The sequence below is a fragment of the Mesonia sediminis genome (genome assembly GCF_042684705.1).
Classification (GTDB): Bacteria; Bacteroidota; Bacteroidia; order Flavobacteriales; family Flavobacteriaceae; genus Mesonia; species Mesonia sediminis.
In genome coordinates this window covers 1-20,216 of the sequence record NZ_JBHULZ010000033.1, presented here as the reverse complement: position 1 = coordinate 20,216, position 20,216 = coordinate 1, and the positions used below count along the sequence as shown (strand labels likewise).

Genomic DNA, 20,216 nt, shown 5'->3' with positions numbered 1-20,216 from the left:
AGGATCTCAAGCTTTTCTTTTAAACTCCACTTCTTATATTTCATATTTCAAAGGTATTAATTGAAATTTAAAATATCACTCCGAACTATTAAGGGGCTAAAGTAACTAGATTTCATTTTCAAGTAATTGATGCGTTTGCAGATCATTATAAGGTTGGTCATGCTTCTATGGAAGAACACCCAGATAGTAGCCTTTACACCAGTAAAGTTGAACAGTATATTAAACCAGAAAATCTAGCAAATATTGAAGCACCAGAAATTAAAACCATGGCAGATTTGCATGGCTTAATTATGCGCAATGATATTATAGCCATTGACAGTTTTGAAAAGCTAAGAGAAATCAACAAGCAAATAGAAGTTGACAAAGATTTAAGGAAAAAATATGATGGTAAACTTTTCATTTTTATTTTTCAAATGACATCAGACGGAAAAATGCGTGGCGGTTCAAAAAGCCAATTTGACGTAGATATAGTTTTGTTTACAGAAAAGTTTGATGATTACCGTGAAAATTATATTTACGTTGATAAGAACCGGTATAATGAACTACCTGCAACCGATTTAAAGTATAGCATTTATCACAAAGCCATGTTGGTTCCCGAACCATCAGGCAACTTACCCCAACCAGAAGCAGATCCGCAAGTGCAAATAAAGCCAACTGGAAACCTAATATTAACTGAATTTTAAACTAAAAATATGAGTACAGCAATAACGAAAATAGAAAACGTAGCAAAAAAATCTAAAGATTATGCCTTGGCCAACCCTAAAACAATTTTGTATGCAGCTGCAGCCGTAACTGTGGCCGCAGTTGGATACAAGGTTTACAAAAAAGTTTTTCCTGCAGCTCCAAAAAGGCCAGAGTTAATCGAAGATTCCAATTTAGCTAAAAGCACATTAACAGACGTTCAAGCTCAAAATATTGCTGAAAAACTATTTACAGCCATGGCGACGGTTGGCACAGATGAAAAAGCTATTTTCAGCGCATTAAGTGGTTTAAATGCAAATGATTTCCTAAAGGTATATAATGCTTTTGGAATGCGCCAATATTCTTTATTTTGGGGTAATGTAGGAGACCCGATCACATCTGACAAGCATCATTTGATTACTTGGTTAGCCAACGAGCTAAGCGTTTCAGATGCTAAAAAGCTAGAACAAAAAATACCTGGACTAAAATTAACTTAGAATAAAGCTCGAAAACCGCCAAATCTTTACGGCGGTTTTTTCTATAATTCTAAGGTATAAATCTCACTATGGTCTGCAGGTATGAATGCTTGAATATCTCTAAGGTAGTTTTTTAAACCTGCTTGCGATTTATGGCCGGTTATAGGCATGAGTTTGAATATTATTTCCTGTTCATTAAACCCCCGGTTTAGCAATGAACTGTATAAATCTAATATTGCCGTATGTCGTACACTATACAAATTGTAAGTAGGATCAAACTTTAGTTTCTTTAAAATCTTTCGAAACCTCCGACTAAAATAATTAACCTTACTACTCAATTTGTTTGTTTCCCAAACCGCTGGTTTATCAAATTTTGTAATTAAATGATGATCCTTTGGTTCCTGGTCCAAATTCATTTCTTTGAGTAGTGGTTTAAGTTTTTCAATTACCCTGGAATATCCGATTGATTGATTTTTACGCTCAACACCCAAAATCCAATTTTCTGTATTAATATCCCCAACCTTTAACCTTATGATTTCCCTGGGTCTTAATAAAGCGAAAACCATAAGTCCGATTACATTTATCAAATAAGGATCATCTTTTTTAATCTGCTTTAAAACCTTGGTAAATTCTTTCTTTGTAAAAGGTTTGTTTTTTACCGGTTTACTTTTGAGCTTAGGAATATCATTTATAAAATTATGATCTATTATACGCTTATGCTGCAAAACGGTAAACAAGGCCGATATAGATCTTTTATAATTATCAATACTCGTATTTGATAGAGTTGTTCCATTGGGTTTTTTGTATTCCAACTGCAACCAATCTAAAAACCGATAAAAGTCATTTAACCCATATTGTCTTATATCAATATACTGCTGGCCATTTTGAATTAGGTAGCTTTTAAAGAACTCTTTTCTTGTGCTGTAATCCTGTGCGGTTGCTTCACTAATTGAGTTAACTTTTAACTTGAACGCATAGTCTAAAGCTTCCCCTACTGAATAAGTTTTTTCGTTCTTATATTCAAGCCCTCTCACCTGTTTTGGAACCCAATTTTGATATAGTGCAAGCTTAACGGCATCGATCAAAGCACTTGCAGCTGATTTGCGCTCCTGCAAGGAATCTAGGCGGTTTAGCCCTTTGTAGATCATTATTTTTATATCCTTTCTATTGGTTTCTGGGTTCAACCAATAGAAATATACATACCATCTTTTACCGGGTACAATTGCGTGTACCTTTTTACCATTTTTAAGAACTTTTGGAGCGTACAATTTAGGAGTAGAATACTTTACTTTAGCCAAAACTATTTCTATTCTAATAGGTTCGTTTATAGGTTCACTTTGCAATTTGTACGTTTTTTTCATGGTAAACTATACCCTTATAAAACGCTGAAACCCCCTGTAAATACAAGGGGTTTCGTCTTTTGTACTCAAGGCGGGAATCGAACCCGCACTTCCGAAGAAACTGGATTTTGAATCCAGCGCGTCTACCAGTTCCGCCACTTGAGCTAAATGGATGCGCAAATTTAAAACTTTTTTTTCATTTTCAAATAAACAAAAAGAATTCTTTTCAACTAAAATAAAATCCTTAAATTTGCAACCTTATTATTCGCTGCTTCAAGCAGATAACTTAAAGAAAAATAAGCACTTATGACACACGCGCTACCCGATGCAAAACTTTTTGCTTGCTCACAAAGCGAAACTTTAGCCAAAAAAATTGCCCAAGAATACGGAATTGAACTTGGTAATGTCATTACCTCAACCTATAGTGACGGTGAATTTCAACCTTCTTTTGAAGAGTCTGTACGAGGAGATCGTGTTTTTATTATTGGCTCTACCCATCCTGGTAGCGACCATCTTATGGAAATGCTCTTGATGCTCGATGCTGCAAAACGCGCTTCGGCAAGACATATTACGGCGGTATTACCTTATTTTGGTTGGGCAAGACAAGACAGAAAAGATAAACCACGGGTACCAATCGCAGCTAAACTGGTTGCCAAAATGTTAGAAACCGCTGGTGCCACAAGAGTGATAACAATGGATCTTCACGCCGATCAAATTCAAGGTTTTTTCGAGAAACCTGTTGATCACCTTTTTGCCTCAACTGTTTTTCTACCTTATTTGCAAGATTTAAATTTGGCAAATCTAACCGTAGCTTCACCAGATATGGGTGGATCAAAAAGGGCTTATGCTTATTCAAAAGCCCTAGAAAGCGATGTGGTAATTTGTTATAAACAACGAGCAAAAGCCAATGTGATTTCTCATATGGAGCTTATTGGTGATGTTGAAGGTAAGAACGTTGTATTGGTAGACGATATGGTAGACACCGCCGGAACTTTAACCAAAGCAGCCGATGTGATGATTGAACGCGGTGCAATAAGCGTTCGTGCTATATGTACACACCCTATACTTTCGGGCAATGCATACGAGCGTATCGCCAACTCTAAATTAGAAGAATTAATTGTTACCGATTCTATTCCTCTAAAACAAGAAAGCCAAAAAATAAAAGTTGTATCTTGCGCCCGCTTATTTGCCGATGTGATGAAAGCCGTTCACGAGAACAAATCCATCAGCTCAAAATTTTTAATGTAAAAGCCTGTTCTAAATCTTCTTAAAGAAGATGGCTAAACTAGAACAACAATAAATATAATTAATTAAATTTTTTACAAATGAAGTCAATTACGATCAACGGATCTAAAAGAGAAAGCGTAGGAAAAAAAGCTACTAAAGCCCTACGTAATGCTGGAGAGGTTCCTTGCGTATTATACGGAGGAGATCAACCTGTACATTTTTCAGCACCCACAATTGCGTTTAACAGTTTGGTTTACACTCCAGACGTTCATACTGTTGTTTTAGAACTAGATGGACAAAAACACAATGCGGTTTTACAAGATATTCAGTTTCACCCAGTAACCGATGAAATCTTACATATGGATTTCTATGAGTTTGGTGACGATCAAGAAATTACTATGGAGATTCCTGTGCACTCTGAAGGAGTTGCTAAAGGGGTTAAAAATGGTGGTGTTTTACGTTTCAACTTACGTAGAATGCGTGTAAGAGGTTTAGCCAAAAACTTACCTGATTATATCGTTGCTGACGTTACTCCATTAAAAATCGGAAACAAATTATATGTTACCGCAGTAACTTCTGATGATTATACCATTATGCACCCAGATAACACGGTTATTTGCCAAGTGAGAACTTCTCGTAACGTGGTAGCTGGAGCTGATGAAGATGAAGATGAAGATGTACCTTCTACAGAAACCGATAAGGTAGGTGCTGCAGCTGCTTCTAACGACGGTTAAGCACAATTTTTAAATAAATAGAAAGCACCTTACTTATCTAAGGTGCTTTTTTTTATTTTTATAGTTCTTTTTATAAAAATAAACCTATGCTTGCCTTTTTTGGAAGAATACTCAACAATAAGAAAACGAAAAAAAAATCCGTAAAGGAAATGAAAAAGTCACTTATCGTAGGCCTTGGTAACCCAGGAATAAAATACGCCAATACCAGACATAATATTGGTTTTAAAATATTAGATCATCTGGCAGAACAAGAAAATTTAAGCTTCACCACCGATAAATTAGGCGATATCTGCACCTACAAGTACAAAGGCCGCCCCTTTGTCTTGCTTAAACCCAATACCTATATGAATTTAAGCGGTAAAGCAGTGCGCTATTGGCTAGAAAAAGAAAAAATAGATATCGATAACCTTCTGGTAGTTACCGATGATTTAAACCTTGAGTTTGGTACAATTCGCATTAAAAGCAAAGGAAGTGATGGCGGTCATAACGGACTAAAAGACATTCAAGATAAACTAAATACCAGTAAATACAACCGTTTTAGGTTTGGAATTAGCGATAGTTTCTCCAAGGGTAAACAGGTAGATTATGTGTTAGGCGAGTGGTCTCCTCACGAAGAAAAACTACTCCCCGAACGCCTAGACCAAGCCGTAAAAGCCATACAGTCTTTTGGTACTACCACACTAGCCAATACCATGAATGCCTTTAACAATAAATAGCTTTTTCTTGCTGGCATCGCAATAAAAAAATCCGCTGCAGCGAATGAAGCTTTAGCGGATTTTTGTTTATTATAAATTTCACTATACGATTAACGTACAATTATTTTTCTGTTTATAGCCTGATTATTGCTTGTACTCGCTTTTAAGAAATACACTCCAGTTTGAGCAGTTGGCAGGTTTACCTTAAAGCCTGTTTGAGGATTCTCTTTAAAATCTCTTCTATAAATAAGCCTACCGGCTACATCATAAACCTGAACTTTTAATGATCCCTGACTAGTATACTGTAGATTAAATGCTCCCTCATTAGGGTTAGGCCATACTTTGAATTGACGTGCCAAATCATTCTCATTCAAACCTAAAGTATTTACCACAACCGTATAATCTTCTACCTCACCGTTAAAACCTACGGCACAATCATTAGGATAGGCAAAGAATTCTGTAGACACACGCATAATTGTTGATCCTTCTACGGCATCATTAGGCACAGTAATATTTATTGGCGAATTGGTACTTTGGCTAGCACCGACTACACCGCCAAGATCATATCTTTCATTCGCATCAAAAACACAGTTTTGATTCCAATCTATATAAGCATACACTCCTGCAATAAAGTTTGATCCTCCGGCATCACCGCGAACGCTTAAGGTGTAGCTTTGTCCTTTGTCAACTTGAGTGGTCAAACTCGTAAAATCGCTATATCCTCCTGACTTACCTGATGTATTATTGATGGTATTAAAGTTTACCTCGGTAATGGCAACTGGCGATTGGCTGTCGCCGGAAGACGGACAGATATCACAAGCTTCTGTAGTAAAGCTATTGGCAGCAGAGTAAGAGAATGCTGCACATGCATTGGTTGCTTTTACTCGCCAGTAGTAAGTTGTTTCATTTTGACCCGCAAAAGTATAATTATTATCGCTTAAACTCTCATCGACCACTAAGGTGGTAAAATTAGCATCTTCGGCTATTTGCAATTGATACGAAGAAGCATTACTCTCATTACTCCAAGTAAGCACACTAGGGGTTGCTACATCAATAGCGCCTTGCGCAGGTGTAAGCAAAGTAGGCGTTACCGCATTGTTATCATATACCCCAAGCACCAATGGGTATTCTTGAGTTACCCCATTTGAGGTTGCTTTTACATTAAAAGTATATTCTCCTACGCTTACTCCACTTAGATTGCTCAATGCTAAGTCAACCTGTGTACCTGTACTGCTCGCCGCATTTGGAGTAAAGGTAGCGGTGGCTCCCGTTGGTAAATTACTCACACTAAAGGTGGTATTTTGGCTGTAACCATTAAAGGTGTTATAAGTAAACGTGTAATTAGCAGTATTGGGCAAACAAACTTCTTGAAAAGTTGAATTAAAAGATAACACATAATCTACCTCTTGAATAGCAATACTGGTGGTATTCACCGCATAAAAAATAGAGTTACTGGCCTTTACCATTAATCGGGCATTGGCTACATTTCCTACGTTAGGTACGGTTATTAAGGCATTTCCTGTATTCGGCTGGTTTTGTGCAATCACTTGATTAAAGTTTTGTCCGCCATCAATACTCAATAGAATATCTACCTCGTTTGCCGAAACTGGGGCTACATCTGTATTGGCAACATCCCAAGTGATGGTTTGCGAGCTTCCCACATTCCAGGTTATCCCTGATTGATTTTGAGAAGTAACCACAAACGGACCCGCATTATTAGCTACGGTAACTTTCATCAAATCGGTATCGGTTTGCCCGATTCCATTGGCAAAGGTATTAGCATTATCACGTACAGTAAACGCAAAGTTCAACTCCCTACCTACAGAAGGTGTTACTTCCCAAGTTGGGGTTAAGTTACCCGCTATTACATCGCTCAATTTTGGCATATAACGTTTTGGTGATGAGGTAGGTAAAATAGACCGGTATAGCGGCCCGTCTACCCAAGAAGGTTGAGGTTGCCCATTACCAGGTGCAGGCTCTGGATCATTTTGTGACCAGTTATAAGTAAGGCTTGCCGTACCGTCTACATCTGTAGCGCTACCTTCTAAAACAAAAGCAGTAGATTTTGGTATGGTATAGTCTAAACCTGCATCGGCTACAGGAGCAGCATTGGCCAAAGTAGTAATCTGCGCACAAGAGCTACTCGGACCGTTTTTTATATTATCGGCAATATCACGAATATTCACATAATTAAAGTGAGCATCGGAATTATTTTGAACATTTGGCGAACAAATACCTGCATAACCCATTATGGAGCTTCCACTTCCTGGCTCTACTTCTGTGGTTCCGTCTCCACTACGACTACAAATATTCATAGTATGATACCCACCGAATTGATGCCCCATTTCGTGGGCAACATAATCGATATAAAAGGCATCACCTACCGGATTATTACTACCGGTGTAAGCGCTACCTTTTTGTCCGCTTACACATACACATCCTATACAACCCGCATTACCACCACCAGTGGTATTGAAATTGTGCCCAATATCATAATTGGCATTCCCTATGGTATTATCAATAGTGTTTTGCGTGGTTTGATTAAATTCATTAGACCAAGGGTCTGCAGAAGTAGAACCAAAATAGATCAAAGCATCGTTATTGGGAATGAACTGTAAAGTAATAGCCAGATCTCGCTCATAAATCTCATTCACCCGGTTAATACTTACAGCCATTTGGGCTTGAATATCAGCTTTAGCTGTAGCCGTGCTAGTAGCGAATATATTACCGTATTCGGCTGTGCAAGAAAGCGCTAATCTATAAGTACGCAACTGACTGTCATTAGCGGCCATAGTTTGCTGGCTTTCGCCGCGTACCAAAGTGGGTATTAACGACTCTTCATCCATAAAACAAGTAAAATCAGATACTTGTCCGCTTAAAGCCTCTCGGGCAAAAACAATATAATGCTCCCTATCAGTGGTATATGGATCGATGTACATCGCCATACGTTTTCCCGATAAACTCATCGCATGAAATCCTTGTGGAGTGACACTAAAGCGCATACTTGCGGTAGGATCATCAATTCCTTTAGCTTTATATGTTCTTATTTGAGGATATTTTGCTTGAAGCTCTTCGGCCATAATTGAAAACTCAACTACGCTAAATTGCTCCATCTCGCCGTTAGGCATAGGGAATTCTAGAATTAAAGGAGCGGCTTGTTGCGTATGCTGTGGTGCTTTCTTTAATTTGTTTTTTAAAGCATCCAAATCCAATTGGTATAAGGTAAAACCATCGGGTTGCGATTTTCGATTGATTTTTTCGAATTGACTAAGCTCTTCTTGGTTTACCTTGCTCCAGTAATTGGTTTGGGCAAACAAAGAAAAACTAAAAAAAATACAAAGTATGCTCAAAACATCTCGTAAATTTGCTTTCATAGTTGTTTAATTTTGCGACTAATTTACAAGATAAGCAGCGTTAATTAAAACATATATTCTTTTTTATCATGAAAGATGCTAATAATTTAACAATAAACCAGCCAACTGTGGTTACTATTGGTACTTTTGATGGTGTGCACGTTGGGCATCAGAAAATACTAAAACGCCTTATCGAGTCTGCCAAAAAAGAAGAATTAGCTTCGGCTGTGCTTACTTTTTTTCCGCATCCTAGAATGGTTTTACAAAAAGAAATGGATATAAAGCTCATTCAAACTATCAACGAGCGGCAAGAGGTGATTCAAAGTGAAGGAATCGATTATTTTATCGTACACCCGTTCACCAAAGATTTTTCAAGATTAACCGCCCAAGAATATGTTGAACAAATCTTGGTTAAGAAAATGAAAGCTCAGAAAGTGATCATCGGGTACGACCATCATTTTGGACGCAATCGTGCTGCAGATATTCATGATTTACGCAAATTGGGCAAAGAATATGGTTTTGAAGTTGAAGAGATTTCTAAAAAAGATATTGATGATGTCGCGGTAAGCAGTACAAAAATCCGTAAAGCTCTTGAGATGGGACATATTGAAAAGGCCAATATTTACTTAGGCCGACCCTTTTCTGTACAAGGATTAGTGGTTCACGGCAATGGTAAAGGTAAAGGTTTTGGTTTTCCTACCGCTAATTTAGCCGTTGAAGAAACTTATAAGCTCATCCCTAAAATTGGTGTTTATATTGTTCGCAGTAAAATTAAAGGGCATTATGTGTATGGTATGATGAATATAGGTTTTAAACCTACTGTGGGCAGCGACCAACAAACCATCGAAACTTATTTTATAAACTGGTCGGAATCACTTTATGGTAAAAAATTAAAAATCGAGTTTTTAAGCCGAATTCGTGGAGAGAAACAATTTGAATCTGTTGAAAAACTCAAAGAAGCCATGCAAGCCGATCTAGAATTCACACAGGCCTACCTAAAAGAACACCATTATGAAGACGCTTCTTTTTAAACAAGTAGACAACAGTGCACTGATTGTTTTTAGAATTATTTTTGGCCTACTCATCACCTTAGAAGCCTGGGGAGCGATTGCTACGGGTTGGGTAAAACGCGTTTTTGTAGAACCTCAATTTACCTTTAATTTTATTGGTTTTGATTTTTTGCAGGTATTCGTTGGCCCCTTTATGTATGGCTATTACTTGCTTATGGGTAGCTTGGGACTTATGGTGTGTTTGGGCTACAAATACCGCTGGAGCATGGGGGGGTATACCTTGCTGTGGACGTTGAGTTATTTGATGCAAAAATCAAGTTACAACAATCATTATTACCTGCTTATTCTCATTTGTATATTTATGCTCCTGGTCCCTGCCAATGCTTATGCTTCTATCGACGCCAAACGCAACCCAAGTTTAAGAAGCAATGCCATGCCCAACTGGGTAAATGTTTTTATCATTTTGCAATTATTCATCGTTTATACCTACGCCGCTTTGGCGAAAATATATCCCGATTGGTTACAAGCCAAAGTTCCCGAAATTTTAATGGCAGGAAAAGCCCACTACTATATTGTAGGCGATATTTTACAGCAAAAATGGACGCATTATGTGATTGCCTATTTTGGTATATTGTTCGACCTACTAGTAGTTCCTTTACTGTTGTATAAGCCCACACGAAAGTATATCTTTTTCTTCTCTGTTTTTTTTCATCTTTTCAACAGCATTGTATTTCAAATAGGAATATTCCCCTATCTTTCATTAGCTTTTAGTCTATTTTTCTTTCCAGCCGAAAAAGTCCATCGCTGGTTTTTAAAGAAAAAAGATTTTTACCAAGAAAAAGCCATTCAAGTGCCTAATTACGCCGGTGCATTTCAACTTTTTATAGTGGTTTGGTTTATTTGCCAAATAGGCTTGCCTCTAAGGCATTGGTTTATACCCGGAGATGTTTTGTACACAGAAGAAGGCCACCGTATGAGTTGGCGCATGATGTTGCGCACCAAAAGCGGCCACGCCACTTACACGGTAGTTGACACCAAAACAGGAGAAAAAACAATCATTAACAAAGCAAAATACCTTACCCCTAAGCAAATGCGTCAAGCCACTACCAAGCCCGATATCATTTGGCAGTTCGCCCAACGCATTGCTCGTGATTACGCCCAACAGGGAAAAGAGGTACAAGTATTTGTACGCTGTGGCATTCGGGTGAATAAGGGTTCGTATACGCCTTTAATCAATCCGGAGGTCGACTTAGCTGCCGCGGATTGGAATTATTTTAAACATAATACTTGGATTTTGTTACCGCAAAATCTGTAATTTTAGGCTTTTATACTACATTTGCTTATTCTATAAATCGATAAAAAATCTGATTATGCTTATTGTTGCTCAAATCCGAGAAAACAAAGAAAAATTTATTGCGGCTTTAGCCAAAAGAAATTTTGATGCTTCCGCTATTTTTGAAGAGGTTTTACAACTTGATGAAACCAGAAGATCTACACAAACCCAATTAGACAAAGTACTGGCCGAATCGAACCGTTTATCCAAAGAAATAGGCATGCTTTTTAAATCGGGTGAGCACCAAAAAGCCAACAAGGTGAAAGAGCAAACGGCAGGTCTTAAAGAAGAGTCTAAACAACTTACCGATTTGCTACAAAGCACTCAAGAAGCTTTACAAGAAAGATTATACAACATACCCAACATACCACACGAGAGTGTGCCCGCAGGAAAGTCTGAAGAAGACAACGAGTGCATCTTTACAGCAGGTGAAGTGCCACAGTTGCACGAAGGCAAGCTACCCCATTGGGAGCTGGCTAAAAAGTATGACTTGATAGATTTTGAGCTCGGCAACAAAGTTACTGGCGCTGGTTTCCCAATTTACAAAGGTAAAGGTGCACGTTTACAACGCGCTTTAATCACTTACTTTCTAGACAAAAATATTGAGGCCGGTTACACCGAATACCAAGTGCCTTTGGTGGTAAATGAAGCTTCGGGCTACGGTACGGGGCAATTGCCCGATAAAGAAGGACAAATGTACCACGTGCAAAACGACGATTTGTATTTAATTCCTACTTCTGAGGTTCCCCTAACCAATATGTTTCGTGGTGATTTATTAACCGATAAAGATCTGCCCATACAGTGTACAGCTTTTACCCCTTGCTTTAGACGCGAAGCTGGATCTTATGGAGCTCACGTGCGAGGTTTAAACCGTTTGCACCAATTTGATAAGGTAGAGTTGGTTAATCTAGTAAAACCTAGCGAATCCTATGCCGTATTAGACCAAATGGTAGAACACGTAAAAGACATCTTAAAAGAATTAAAATTACCTTACCGCATACTGCGCCTTTGCGGAGGCGATTTAGGGTTCACCTCGGCTTTAACCTATGATTTTGAATTGTTTTCTACCGCTCAAGACCGCTGGTTAGAAATTTCTTCGGTATCAAATTTTGAAGATTTTCAGGCCAACCGACTAAAAGTGCGTTATAAAAACAGTCAAGGCGAAAAAGAATTAGTGCATACGCTAAACGGAAGTTCGCTTGCTTTACCTCGAGTACTGGCGGGTCTTTTAGAGAACTACCAAACCCCAGAAGGAATAAAAATACCAGAAGTATTGGTGCCTTATACTGGTTTTGATATTATAGACTAAATAAGTCGGCTACATTTATCAACCGTTTAAAAAGCGAAAAGAAATTAAGTTGTAAAAGCCTAAACCAATTTTGGTTAAGCTAAAACACGTGTTCTCTTTTTCTTTTTAAACGGTTTTTTTACCTCCACGATTATTTTCATAAAGAAATTTTTAAGCATTGTTCGCTGTTTGTGATGTGTTAACTTGCGCCAGATTGCCTATTTTAGAGCCTATAAAATAACCTGGCCTACTATGTTACAAATTGCCTTCGCCCCTTGTTATGTTCAAGAACTGCCGCCCAAACACCGTTTCCCTATGGCAAAGTATGAACTATTACCTCAACAACTACTACGTGAAGGTATAGTAGAGCAAAAGCATTTTTTTGAGCCTCAAGCCATCAATCATAAGCATTTTTTGGCGGTGCACGATGCCGAGTATTTTTATGACTTCTTAAATTTAAAATTTACCCAAAAACAAATCCGCAAAAGCGGTTTTCCTTTATCAAGAAGCTTAGTTAACAGAGAGCTTTTAATTGCTGCAGGTACTTTGCAAGCCAGCCTACACGCTTTAAAGCAAGGGGTAGGTATGAATATTGCAGGCGGCACCCATCACGCTTACGCGGATAGTGCAGAGGGCTTTTGTATGCTCAACGATCAAGCGATAGCCGCTCAATACCTACTCAACCACCAACTAGCACAACAAATTTTAATCATCGATTTAGACGTACACCAAGGCAACGGAACCGCTAAAATATTTGAAAATGAAAAGCGTGTATTTACTTTCTCTATGCATGGCGAAAAAAACTATCCGTTTAAAAAAGAAAAAAGTGATTTGGATATCGCTTTGCCTAATGACACGGGAGATGATGCCTATTTACAAATTTTAAAAGAAAAGCTACCACAATTGTTAGATCAAGTGCAACCCGATTTTGTTTTTTATCTGAGTGGCGTAGACGTATTAGCCACCGATAAGCTAGGAAAACTAAGCCTTAGCCAAGCCGGCTGTAAAATGCGTGACCAAATGGTATTAGAACAATTAAAGGCCCGTAATTTACCGGTAGAAATTAGTATGGGCGGAGGCTATTCTCCGGCCATCAAACATATTGTAAATGCACATGCCAATACCTTTAAACTTGTTCAAGCAATATATTATTAAGCTTAGGCCGGTCGTTGCCAAGTATGGCCGTGTAAAGCCAAAGCTGTATCTAGTACGTTACGCTGACTCACCAAACCGATTAATTTTTGATTTTCACAAACCGGGAAACGCCTCAACTTTAAATTTAAAAACTTTTGCGCTAAATCGAATAAATGCATATCGGGAGCAACGGTCTCAACCTCTTTAATCATATAATCACTAACTAAAACGCCTTCGAGCGGCTGATTGTAATAGCGCGATTCAGATAATTGTTTGATACAATCACCCTCAGAAATAACCCCAACCAACTGGTGTTGATCATCTACCACAGGGCCTCCCGAAATATTGTATTGAATCATTTTTTGCATCACCTCAAAAATATGCTCCCGCTCGTGAAAATAAATCACCTCCCGAATCATAAAGTCACGGACTTCTATCTTTTCGGGATTTACCCCCGTATCTCCTATCATTTTACCTTGAAAGCTTTTAATACCCATAACATCATTTTTTAAATTTAAACAACTGAATATAAGCATTTTAATTGAGTTATTAAAACAAAAAATAAGGATGCCTTTTAAAAAGAACATCCTTATTTAATAATTTTATTCGAGCGTGTAAGGTGGTTTTATGCTTTTTTACCCATCAGCAACACCTCTTGTGCAACCACCTCGGTAATGTATCGCTTTTCTCCTGCTGCATTCTCATACGAGCGGTTGGTTAGCTTACCTTGCAACATTAGCTCATTTCCTTTTTTGCAATAGTTCTCGATAATATCGGCCACACCACCCCAGGCAACAACGTTATGCCATTGGGTATCGGTTACTTTTTCGCCCCTAGCATTTTTGTAGGTCTCATTGGTCGCCAATGAAAATTTGGCTAGCTTTTTACCGGTTTCTAAATTTACGATTTCGGGATCATTACCTAAGTTTCCCATTAACTGAATTCTGTTTTTAAAAGCGTTCATAGTATAAAGTTTTAAATGATTAATAAATGTGTTGTTTGTCAACGGTACAAAGATGAGACGCTTGATTGTTTTTAATCGGTTGGTAACCAATTGCTTGTGCTTACATTCGTTTTCAAACGGTTGTAAGCAATTGCTTAAGGTGTTCTATTCACGGCCTAAGTCACTAATAACCGACCTTCAGCCGCATCTGCAAATTATAAAACTCTATTTTATAAATAGTTGCATACTGGCAAATAAATTCAAGATTTGCCATTTAAGGAACAAGTAATCTGAATAAAACAGGAAAAGAAATGTTCAATTAAAGCGATTTAGCAGGACTTGTTTTTTTGTAAATACCGAAAATAAGAAGTAATTTTATTTTTACTGGGTAGTTGCGGCTAGGCCGGAAAGAAGTCTTAGGATAAAAAACCGTATAATGGAAAAACAAAATAAAAAAATCAATTCAGATTATTATGGAAATAGGTCCTCTAAAAATAAATCAAACAAGGATAAATTTGACTTTATAGGAAATTGGCGGAATTTTTCATTTTATGGTACCCTAATAGTATTGATTTTAATCATCCTGCAAAAATTAGGTCTGATATTCAATAATTAAAAGATATAAGGTAATTTAAGTGCAAAAAAAGTATGAAGTAAAAAAAGAAAGACCGAAAAAGAAAACGGACTTTTGGGATTTTCTGACAGACTTAAGGTTCTATATCGCAATTATAGTTTTAATAATGTGGTTTTTATCGGAATTCGGACTCCTTTGTTAACCCCGCAAGAACAAATTTAAAAGCGAAACAGAATAAAGCTCCGACTGCTACACGATGGCATCCCGTTCTTTTTGCCTTGTCAACCAAGTCAGCTTCAACAGCCTAATGCTGCACCTACTCTTATTTATATCCCAATTAACTGGTGGGGCTTTATCCAATAAAAAATGCTATTAAAAGTGTATATTTGAGTTGATATAAGGAGTTGGCATTCATTGACGAAACGCACTCAAACTCTAATAAAATGAATAAATTAATAACAAATAGGAATCTGATAATTGCGAATTTTGCAATTGTCTCTTACTTTATTCTCATTTGGCTAATTAACTTTTACAAAATAGATTTTGTTCTAATAGGAGTTTTTAGAGAAATGTTGACAATACCATTTTTGATTGCACAAATTGTGTTTTTAGTTATTGGAATAAGATATTTAATGAAAAATAAAAGTAATCCACTAATAATAATTAGTTTTTTAACATTAGTAATTTGTTCAGTCATTACTATTGGTAGTTTCTTTTAAAATCGAATATAAGAAAGAATATAAGAAAGAATATGAAAAACTGAATTGAAAACGGAATATAGCAAATTGCGGAATTGCTCACTCAATCGGAATTGAAAACTAAAAAGTAGAATATGAAAAACATCTTTATTTATTACTTGACAATTTTAACGCCACTTGCAATTATAATTTGGCTGAACCAAACCGACTCTATAAATTCCACATATTTTGTGGGACTTTTATTTTTCTATTTATTAATTTTTAGAACTTATGTAGATGGAAAAAGACTGTCTGACAAAAATATAATTCCTAAAAAAGATGTTTGGAAAATGATAATTCCAGGAAAACACATTGAGTATTTTAAAGAACTATATCTGAAATAATATAAGAACTGAAAATATAGCGGAATAAAAACAACGAAATGCCAACACCGTGTATAATTAATGGCTAGTTCACGCCTACTTTCGAAAATCCTCGCGGATTTTCTATTCGGTTTTTATTTGTTAAATTAGATGCTTAAACACGCCACTAATCATACACAAACACGTTGGGTGTAATTTGAGCGAAAATTTGCAAATTTGACTATTTTACCAAAATTTGGTATATTTGAGTAAAATTAAAACGAAATGAAAAATACATCAATATCGCTCGGAAATTATTTTGACCAGTTTGTAAAAACTCAAGTTTCTACTGGACGTTACAAAAACGTAAGTGAAGTTATCAGGGCTGGACTTCGATTATTGGAAAATGAAGAAAGTAAAGTTACTGCGTTAAGAAATGCTATTCAAGAAGGAATAGATAGCGGAATTGCTCACGATTTCGACCCTAAAAAAAATCTTGAGGAGTTAAAAGCTAAACGCAAACAGAATGGCTAAATACGAATTGACCAATAAGGCTGTAGCTGACTTAAATGGTATTTGGGAATATACAGTTGAAAATTGGTCTGAAAATCAAGCCGACAAATATTATGATATGCTTTTGGATATTTGCCAAGACATAGCTGACAATCCAGAACTTGGAAAAAATTATAATGAAATTAAATCTGACCTTTTCGGACTAAAAGCTAATCGACACATTATATTTTATCAAAAATCCGAAGTAAAACCAATCGAAATAATGAGAATTTTGCACGAGCGAATGGACTTGAAAAAAAGAATAACCGAATAAAAAAAACGTTGTACAATAACTAAGCGTTCCCCAATGAAAAATCGGGGCAAGCTGTGTGGCCGGTACAGCCTGTCCCGACTTCTTTTTTCGGGAGCCTAACATGAACGCCCTATTGACTAACCCGGCTGTTTGTCGGTTGGCACTATGGGGATTAATCTATTGCTGTGCTGCTCCTTTAGAGATAATTAGCAACCGTTCTTGTCTTTTAGGTAGGCTTAGGATCTCCAAATAATGAACTTTTTATTCAATAAATTACGGCAACAAACCTAAACGTATAAGTTAGTAAAATGAAGATTAAAGAAATACTCTTTTTTATAAGCTTCTTCAGCCTCGGGGCTTGGGGGCAGAACAATGATAAACCAAAAGTTTTCTACAACCTAAACGATGAGGAGATAGGTTGGCAAGCTTATTTTAAACTAAAAGAAGAAACCAATAGTTTAAACCAAATTACGGCGACCGATTCGACTATGCAGTATCGCTTAATTCGTAGAGAGAATACCGGCACTTTACAACCTTCTACCTTTTTGCAATTGAAGCAGTATTTATCCGCTTTAAGCGGAAAAGAAATCCGTGAAAACGCAAATATAGTCATCAATTACCTTAGTCGATATCCCGAAAAGAATCAACCATCAGGTCATTCTAGTCGATCGAAATGGAATATCTACCATAAGAATTATTTAAAGAAATTGCATCAACTTGCGCCAATAAAGCAATTTTGGATGCACGCCCCAACTATTAAAACTTTAGACTACCACCACGCCAATCGTTTAAATTGGTTAGCCGATGAGAAAGATGCGCTTTTTATTTTATTCTTTAAGAAAACTGTGGCCCTCGGCAATTATATTTTGATAAAACCCGATGGCCGCTACTGTTACTATTTAGGGGAGTACGGGAAAGACCATGTGCTGCGGCAGGCCGAAGATTTTTTTTAAACTTGATTAAAAAAGAATTATACTCGGGCCGTCGGTTTTATTTGTCAAGCAAAAAACCTATATTTCAACCACTAGCAGTGATAAGGCTAAATGCCAAAGAAACAGTCTAAAGCTTTACCCGATGAAAAACGAAAATACACAGCACTCATCAAATATAGCACCGGCTAAGCTACCAGCTTATTTAAAGCAAGCTTTGCAAGGAGTAAGGCAGGCTTTTGAACAAGGAGAACCTATTAGCTTTAACATAATAGAAGCCAAGGATAAAGGCTTTAGCATAAAAGTGAACGGCTTGTTTGCCTTTGTTAGCTTTGGTCATTTTGCTTGGTCTTACCCCAATATTAAATTCTGGCACAATGCCTCTCGTCATTTAGTGGGTCATAGCTTTAGCGGAAGTATTCACAGCCTAAAAGAAAATCCGGTTGGTATTTTAATCGATGCCAAATCTAATTCTTTTGAGCCGGAACCGCTGGCCTTGCATTCCTCCTATCGGGCAGTGGCTTTGCAAAAGTCAAAATATGGTGTTTTTGCCGACCTAGGCGTTCACTTTAATTGGCAATACGGTTCGTTATTGGGTTTAATTCATCAATCCAATATGCAAGATGAAAATCAATGGGAAGCTATGCCGGAGGGTGAAATTATTTCCACCCAATTTATGGGATACAATGAGAAGCAACAACTTATATTGGGCGATAACCTAGAACGCCCTAAGTGACTAAAAGGTGTGATGCCTAAATGGACCCACTGCTGCGCGGTTGCATCGCGTTCTCCTTGCCTTATAAACCAAAGCAGCCTGTACGTGAAAATATTGACCCTTCCAGATTTTATCCCTAATAACCGAGTTAGGCTTTAACCAGTACAAAATTGTTTTAAAAGTGTATATTTGAGTGGATATAACGTGTTGTGTGTAATTTAACAAAATGAGCCCAATAACAATTCCATACCATATTTTAATTCCAGTGATTATTTGCATTGTCGGATTAATAATGATTTTAGCTAAACGAAAAAAAATATTTCGGAAGAATAAAAGACGATTATTATGGATTAGTTTGACAGTTTTTTTATTGGCATATTTATCAGTTGTTGGTTCAGCTCTTTATGACGACATATATGCTCAATGGAACTTAAATTCTTATGACCTAAACAAAGACGGATTTTTTAGCGGAAATGAAATTAACGAAAAACAATCGCAAGCAATGGCGAAATTGACAAATGATATCGGAAGAAATCTTTCTTTTATAACTGGGATTATCTTTGGGTTGCCATTTATGATTTTGACTTATATTGGCGGATTAATATTAACGAAAAGAAAAAAAAACTACACACAACAACGGCTATAGTTCATTGCTTCTGACTTTCCTCTCGGAAAGTCCTCGCAAATTTGCTATCTTCGGTGCACGGCGGAAAATCCTCGCGGATTTTCACGCAACGAAACCATAGCCAAGACCGTTGTAGTGCATTTAAGACAAAGATTTGGCAAACAAATTTAACATAGAATTACTCGAAATTAATTGGATTGACGAAGTCGATGACCAAACTGATTTGTGTGCTCACGGAAACGTAAAATTGACAATCGGTAACGAAATTGTAGTTGACAAAAGTGAGGAAATGGACCATTGGAATTTAAGAGCAATGGGAATGCATTTATTGAGAACTCTAAAAGATAATCATACCAAGGAAAATTTAGTTGGAGAACATTTAATTCCTTGCTGTGGTCATCATATTGATTTCTTAGAAAACGAAAAAAATGTTCATATCCAAGGTTGCTTTACTGGACATAATTTTTGGGTTAGACACGAGAACAAAAACGTGGAACTGACAACCGAAACTGGAAACACAAAAATCTTACTTAATTTTGATGAATATAAAAATGTGATACTCGATTTCGTTGATAAAATATCTGACTTTTATTCTGAAAGTTTACCGAGAATATTGCCAGAAGATGAATATGACAAAATTGCATATTCCAAATTTTGGGAAGAATGGAATGAAAGACGTTCGAAATGGAAAAAAACGCACCACAACAATGTATAACCGCAATTACGGCGGAATTTTCCAATGGAAAATTCACGCCTTTTTGCTATATTTAGTCCATCAACGGAAAAATCATCGCTGATTTTCCCGTAACTGACAGTTATACTGACCCGTCAGACTGTCTCAAAACCATGCCATCATTGCATTCTTTTTTTAAGGATATATTTTTAATTTTTTTTATCTTTAAAAATGGAATATCAACAAGGAGAAGACCGGGAGCAATTAACTTTATACAGCACTTGTTTAGACGATATGGTCCCTGCCGATAACAGCGTTCGTTTTATCGATCAGTTTGTGGAGCAGTTAGATTTGCAAGAACTAGGCTTTAACAGCTTAGCAACTCAAGGACGTCCGCCATACCATCCAGGCGATTTACTCAAGCTTTATATTTATGGTTATATGAACCGGATGCGTTCTTCACGCCACCTAGAAAAAGAATGTCACCGCAATCTGGAAGTTATTTGGCTTTTAAAAAACCTAAAGCCAGACCATAATGCCATTGCACGCTTTAGAAAAAACAATCCAAAGGCAATCGCTCGTGTGTTTAGGGCGAGTGTTAGCATTGCCAAAAATTTTAACCTTATAGGCGGCGAACTTATC

General features: G+C 37.1%; 21 protein-coding genes and 1 tRNA gene. 17 read left to right on the top strand and 5 right to left on the bottom strand.

The window, feature by feature from the left end; all coding sequences use genetic code 11:
• Window positions 1-167: 167 nt before the first annotated feature.
• Both ACFSQ0_RS07235 and ACFSQ0_RS07230 read left to right on the top strand, forming a co-directional pair.
• Entirely contained in the window at window positions 168-683 is a 516-nt protein-coding gene (locus ACFSQ0_RS07235) for a hypothetical protein (protein ID WP_379046286.1), read from the top strand.
• A 9-nt stretch (window positions 684-692) separates the two neighbouring features.
• On the top strand, window positions 693-1,178 hold the full coding sequence (locus tag ACFSQ0_RS07230; RefSeq protein ID WP_379046283.1) for a hypothetical protein: 486 nt from the start codon (window positions 693-695) through the stop codon (window positions 1,176-1,178).
• Window positions 1,179-1,219: 41 nt separating this feature from the next.
• On the opposite strand, the gene ACFSQ0_RS07225 is transcribed toward ACFSQ0_RS07230, so the two are convergent.
• The gene (locus ACFSQ0_RS07225; RefSeq protein ID WP_379046280.1) at window positions 1,220-2,518 is read right to left on the bottom strand and encodes a tyrosine-type recombinase/integrase; all 1,299 of its coding nucleotides are present in this window, start codon (window positions 2,516-2,518) and stop codon (window positions 1,220-1,222) included.
• Window positions 2,519-2,580: 62 nt separating this feature from the next.
• Window positions 2,581-2,662 (bottom strand) — tRNA-Leu (locus ACFSQ0_RS07220).
• A gap of 141 nt (window positions 2,663-2,803) precedes the next feature.
• Between ACFSQ0_RS07220 and ACFSQ0_RS07215 the strand changes: the two genes are divergently transcribed.
• The 3 genes from ACFSQ0_RS07215 (at window position 2,804) to pth (ending at window position 5,174) form a co-directional block, all read left to right on the top strand.
• The gene (locus ACFSQ0_RS07215; protein ID WP_379046277.1) at window positions 2,804-3,745 is read left to right on the top strand and encodes a ribose-phosphate pyrophosphokinase; all 942 of its coding nucleotides are present in this window, start codon (window positions 2,804-2,806) and stop codon (window positions 3,743-3,745) included.
• 77 nt (window positions 3,746-3,822) lie between these two features.
• Window positions 3,823-4,458 carry a 50S ribosomal protein L25/general stress protein Ctc gene (locus ACFSQ0_RS07210; protein ID WP_379046273.1) on the top strand — a complete coding sequence of 212 codons (636 nt, stop codon included), beginning with the start codon at window positions 3,823-3,825 and terminating at the stop codon, window positions 4,456-4,458.
• 86 nt (window positions 4,459-4,544) lie between these two features.
• The gene (gene pth, locus ACFSQ0_RS07205; RefSeq protein WP_379046270.1) at window positions 4,545-5,174 is read left to right on the top strand and encodes an aminoacyl-tRNA hydrolase; all 630 of its coding nucleotides are present in this window, start codon (window positions 4,545-4,547) and stop codon (window positions 5,172-5,174) included.
• A gap of 89 nt (window positions 5,175-5,263) precedes the next feature.
• On the opposite strand, the gene ACFSQ0_RS07200 is transcribed toward pth, so the two are convergent.
• Complete coding sequence (locus ACFSQ0_RS07200) at window positions 5,264-8,527, bottom strand: reprolysin-like metallopeptidase (protein WP_379046267.1); 3,264 nt, start codon at window positions 8,525-8,527, stop codon at window positions 5,264-5,266.
• 68 nt (window positions 8,528-8,595) lie between these two features.
• Here ACFSQ0_RS07200 and ACFSQ0_RS07195 point away from each other — a divergent pair, with 68 nt between their 5' ends.
• The 4 genes from ACFSQ0_RS07195 (at window position 8,596) to ACFSQ0_RS07180 (ending at window position 13,292) form a co-directional block, all read left to right on the top strand.
• Window positions 8,596-9,537 (top strand): bifunctional riboflavin kinase/FAD synthetase, encoded by a 942-nt coding sequence (locus tag ACFSQ0_RS07195; RefSeq protein ID WP_379046264.1) that lies wholly within the window; start codon window positions 8,596-8,598, stop codon window positions 9,535-9,537.
• Window positions 9,518-10,831 carry an HTTM domain-containing protein gene (locus ACFSQ0_RS07190; protein ID WP_379046261.1) on the top strand — a complete coding sequence of 438 codons (1,314 nt, stop codon included), beginning with the start codon at window positions 9,518-9,520 and terminating at the stop codon, window positions 10,829-10,831. Before ACFSQ0_RS07195 ends, ACFSQ0_RS07190 begins: the two co-directional genes overlap by 20 nt.
• Window positions 10,832-10,886: 55 nt before the next feature.
• Window positions 10,887-12,158 (top strand): serine--tRNA ligase, encoded by a 1,272-nt coding sequence (gene serS / locus ACFSQ0_RS07185; RefSeq protein WP_379046258.1) that lies wholly within the window; start codon window positions 10,887-10,889, stop codon window positions 12,156-12,158.
• A gap of 231 nt (window positions 12,159-12,389) precedes the next feature.
• Window positions 12,390-13,292, top strand: a complete 903-nt coding sequence (locus ACFSQ0_RS07180; RefSeq protein ID WP_379046255.1) for a histone deacetylase family protein — start codon at window positions 12,390-12,392, stop codon at window positions 13,290-13,292.
• Between the two features lie 2 nt (window positions 13,293-13,294).
• Here the strand turns inward: ACFSQ0_RS07180 and ACFSQ0_RS07175 are convergent, their stop codons facing one another.
• Both ACFSQ0_RS07175 and ACFSQ0_RS07170 read right to left on the bottom strand, forming a co-directional pair.
• Window positions 13,295-13,768 carry a CBS domain-containing protein gene (locus tag ACFSQ0_RS07175; RefSeq protein WP_379046252.1) on the bottom strand — a complete coding sequence of 158 codons (474 nt, stop codon included), beginning with the start codon at window positions 13,766-13,768 and terminating at the stop codon, window positions 13,295-13,297.
• A gap of 128 nt (window positions 13,769-13,896) precedes the next feature.
• On the bottom strand, window positions 13,897-14,235 hold the full coding sequence (locus ACFSQ0_RS07170; RefSeq protein WP_379046249.1) for a single-stranded DNA-binding protein: 339 nt from the start codon (window positions 14,233-14,235) through the stop codon (window positions 13,897-13,899).
• 1,385 nt (window positions 14,236-15,620) lie between these two features.
• Here ACFSQ0_RS07170 and ACFSQ0_RS07165 point away from each other — a divergent pair.
• The 8 genes from ACFSQ0_RS07165 to ACFSQ0_RS07130 all read left to right on the top strand — a co-directional run.
• The gene (locus ACFSQ0_RS07165) at window positions 15,621-15,869 is read left to right on the top strand and encodes a hypothetical protein (RefSeq protein WP_379046246.1); all 249 of its coding nucleotides are present in this window, start codon (window positions 15,621-15,623) and stop codon (window positions 15,867-15,869) included.
• A 243-nt stretch (window positions 15,870-16,112) separates the two neighbouring features.
• Complete coding sequence (locus tag ACFSQ0_RS07160) at window positions 16,113-16,361, top strand: type II toxin-antitoxin system ParD family antitoxin (protein WP_379046243.1); 249 nt, start codon at window positions 16,113-16,115, stop codon at window positions 16,359-16,361.
• Window positions 16,354-16,653: a type II toxin-antitoxin system RelE/ParE family toxin gene (locus ACFSQ0_RS07155; RefSeq protein WP_379046240.1), complete on the top strand. Its 300-nt coding sequence runs from the start codon at window positions 16,354-16,356 to the stop codon at window positions 16,651-16,653. Before ACFSQ0_RS07160 ends, ACFSQ0_RS07155 begins: the two co-directional genes overlap by 8 nt.
• A gap of 287 nt (window positions 16,654-16,940) precedes the next feature.
• Window positions 16,941-17,585 carry a hypothetical protein gene (locus ACFSQ0_RS07150; RefSeq protein WP_379046237.1) on the top strand — a complete coding sequence of 215 codons (645 nt, stop codon included), beginning with the start codon at window positions 16,941-16,943 and terminating at the stop codon, window positions 17,583-17,585.
• Window positions 17,586-17,706: 121 nt separating this feature from the next.
• Window positions 17,707-18,297, top strand: coding sequence for a hypothetical protein (locus ACFSQ0_RS07145; RefSeq protein ID WP_379046235.1), 591 nt, complete (start codon window positions 17,707-17,709; stop codon window positions 18,295-18,297).
• 205 nt (window positions 18,298-18,502) lie between these two features.
• Entirely contained in the window at window positions 18,503-18,922 is a 420-nt protein-coding gene (locus ACFSQ0_RS07140; RefSeq protein WP_123796503.1) for a hypothetical protein, read from the top strand.
• Between the two features lie 133 nt (window positions 18,923-19,055).
• Window positions 19,056-19,616 carry a hypothetical protein gene (locus ACFSQ0_RS07135; protein ID WP_379046232.1) on the top strand — a complete coding sequence of 187 codons (561 nt, stop codon included), beginning with the start codon at window positions 19,056-19,058 and terminating at the stop codon, window positions 19,614-19,616.
• Between the two features lie 189 nt (window positions 19,617-19,805).
• Window positions 19,806-20,216, top strand: a 411-nt coding sequence (locus tag ACFSQ0_RS07130; RefSeq protein WP_379046229.1) for a transposase, incomplete at its 3' end; no start/stop codon positions are given.

Excerpts from the sequence above, each read along its gene's own strand:
- ACFSQ0_RS07230 (WP_379046283.1), top strand. The coding sequence starts at position 693 with ATGAGTACAGCAATAACGAAAATAGAAAACGTAGCAAAAAAATCTAAA.
- ACFSQ0_RS07165 (WP_379046246.1), top strand. The coding sequence starts at position 15,621 with ATGAAAAACATCTTTATTTATTACTTGACAATTTTAACGCCACTTGCA.
- ACFSQ0_RS07225 (WP_379046280.1), bottom strand. The coding sequence starts at position 2,518 with ATGAAAAAAACGTACAAATTGCAAAGTGAACCTATAAACGAACCTATT.
- ACFSQ0_RS07190 (WP_379046261.1), top strand. The coding sequence starts at position 9,518 with ATGAAGACGCTTCTTTTTAAACAAGTAGACAACAGTGCACTGATTGTT.
- ACFSQ0_RS07210 (WP_379046273.1), top strand. The coding sequence starts at position 3,823 with ATGAAGTCAATTACGATCAACGGATCTAAAAGAGAAAGCGTAGGAAAA.
- ACFSQ0_RS07155 (WP_379046240.1), top strand. The coding sequence starts at position 16,354 with ATGGCTAAATACGAATTGACCAATAAGGCTGTAGCTGACTTAAATGGT.
- serS (WP_379046258.1), top strand. The coding sequence starts at position 10,887 with ATGCTTATTGTTGCTCAAATCCGAGAAAACAAAGAAAAATTTATTGCG.
- ACFSQ0_RS07145 (WP_379046235.1), top strand. The coding sequence starts at position 17,707 with ATGAAAAACGAAAATACACAGCACTCATCAAATATAGCACCGGCTAAG.
- ACFSQ0_RS07180 (WP_379046255.1), top strand. The coding sequence starts at position 12,390 with ATGTTACAAATTGCCTTCGCCCCTTGTTATGTTCAAGAACTGCCGCCC.
- ACFSQ0_RS07170 (WP_379046249.1), bottom strand. The coding sequence starts at position 14,235 with ATGAACGCTTTTAAAAACAGAATTCAGTTAATGGGAAACTTAGGTAAT.
- ACFSQ0_RS07215 (WP_379046277.1), top strand. The coding sequence starts at position 2,804 with ATGACACACGCGCTACCCGATGCAAAACTTTTTGCTTGCTCACAAAGC.
- ACFSQ0_RS07150 (WP_379046237.1), top strand. The coding sequence starts at position 16,941 with ATGAAGATTAAAGAAATACTCTTTTTTATAAGCTTCTTCAGCCTCGGG.
- ACFSQ0_RS07160 (WP_379046243.1), top strand. The coding sequence starts at position 16,113 with ATGAAAAATACATCAATATCGCTCGGAAATTATTTTGACCAGTTTGTA.
- pth (WP_379046270.1), top strand. The coding sequence starts at position 4,545 with ATGCTTGCCTTTTTTGGAAGAATACTCAACAATAAGAAAACGAAAAAA.
- ACFSQ0_RS07140 (WP_123796503.1), top strand. The coding sequence starts at position 18,503 with ATGAGCCCAATAACAATTCCATACCATATTTTAATTCCAGTGATTATT.
- ACFSQ0_RS07235 (WP_379046286.1), top strand. The coding sequence starts at position 168 with ATGGAAGAACACCCAGATAGTAGCCTTTACACCAGTAAAGTTGAACAG.
- ACFSQ0_RS07200 (WP_379046267.1), bottom strand. The coding sequence starts at position 8,527 with ATGAAAGCAAATTTACGAGATGTTTTGAGCATACTTTGTATTTTTTTT.
- ACFSQ0_RS07175 (WP_379046252.1), bottom strand. The coding sequence starts at position 13,768 with ATGGGTATTAAAAGCTTTCAAGGTAAAATGATAGGAGATACGGGGGTA.
- ACFSQ0_RS07195 (WP_379046264.1), top strand. The coding sequence starts at position 8,596 with ATGAAAGATGCTAATAATTTAACAATAAACCAGCCAACTGTGGTTACT.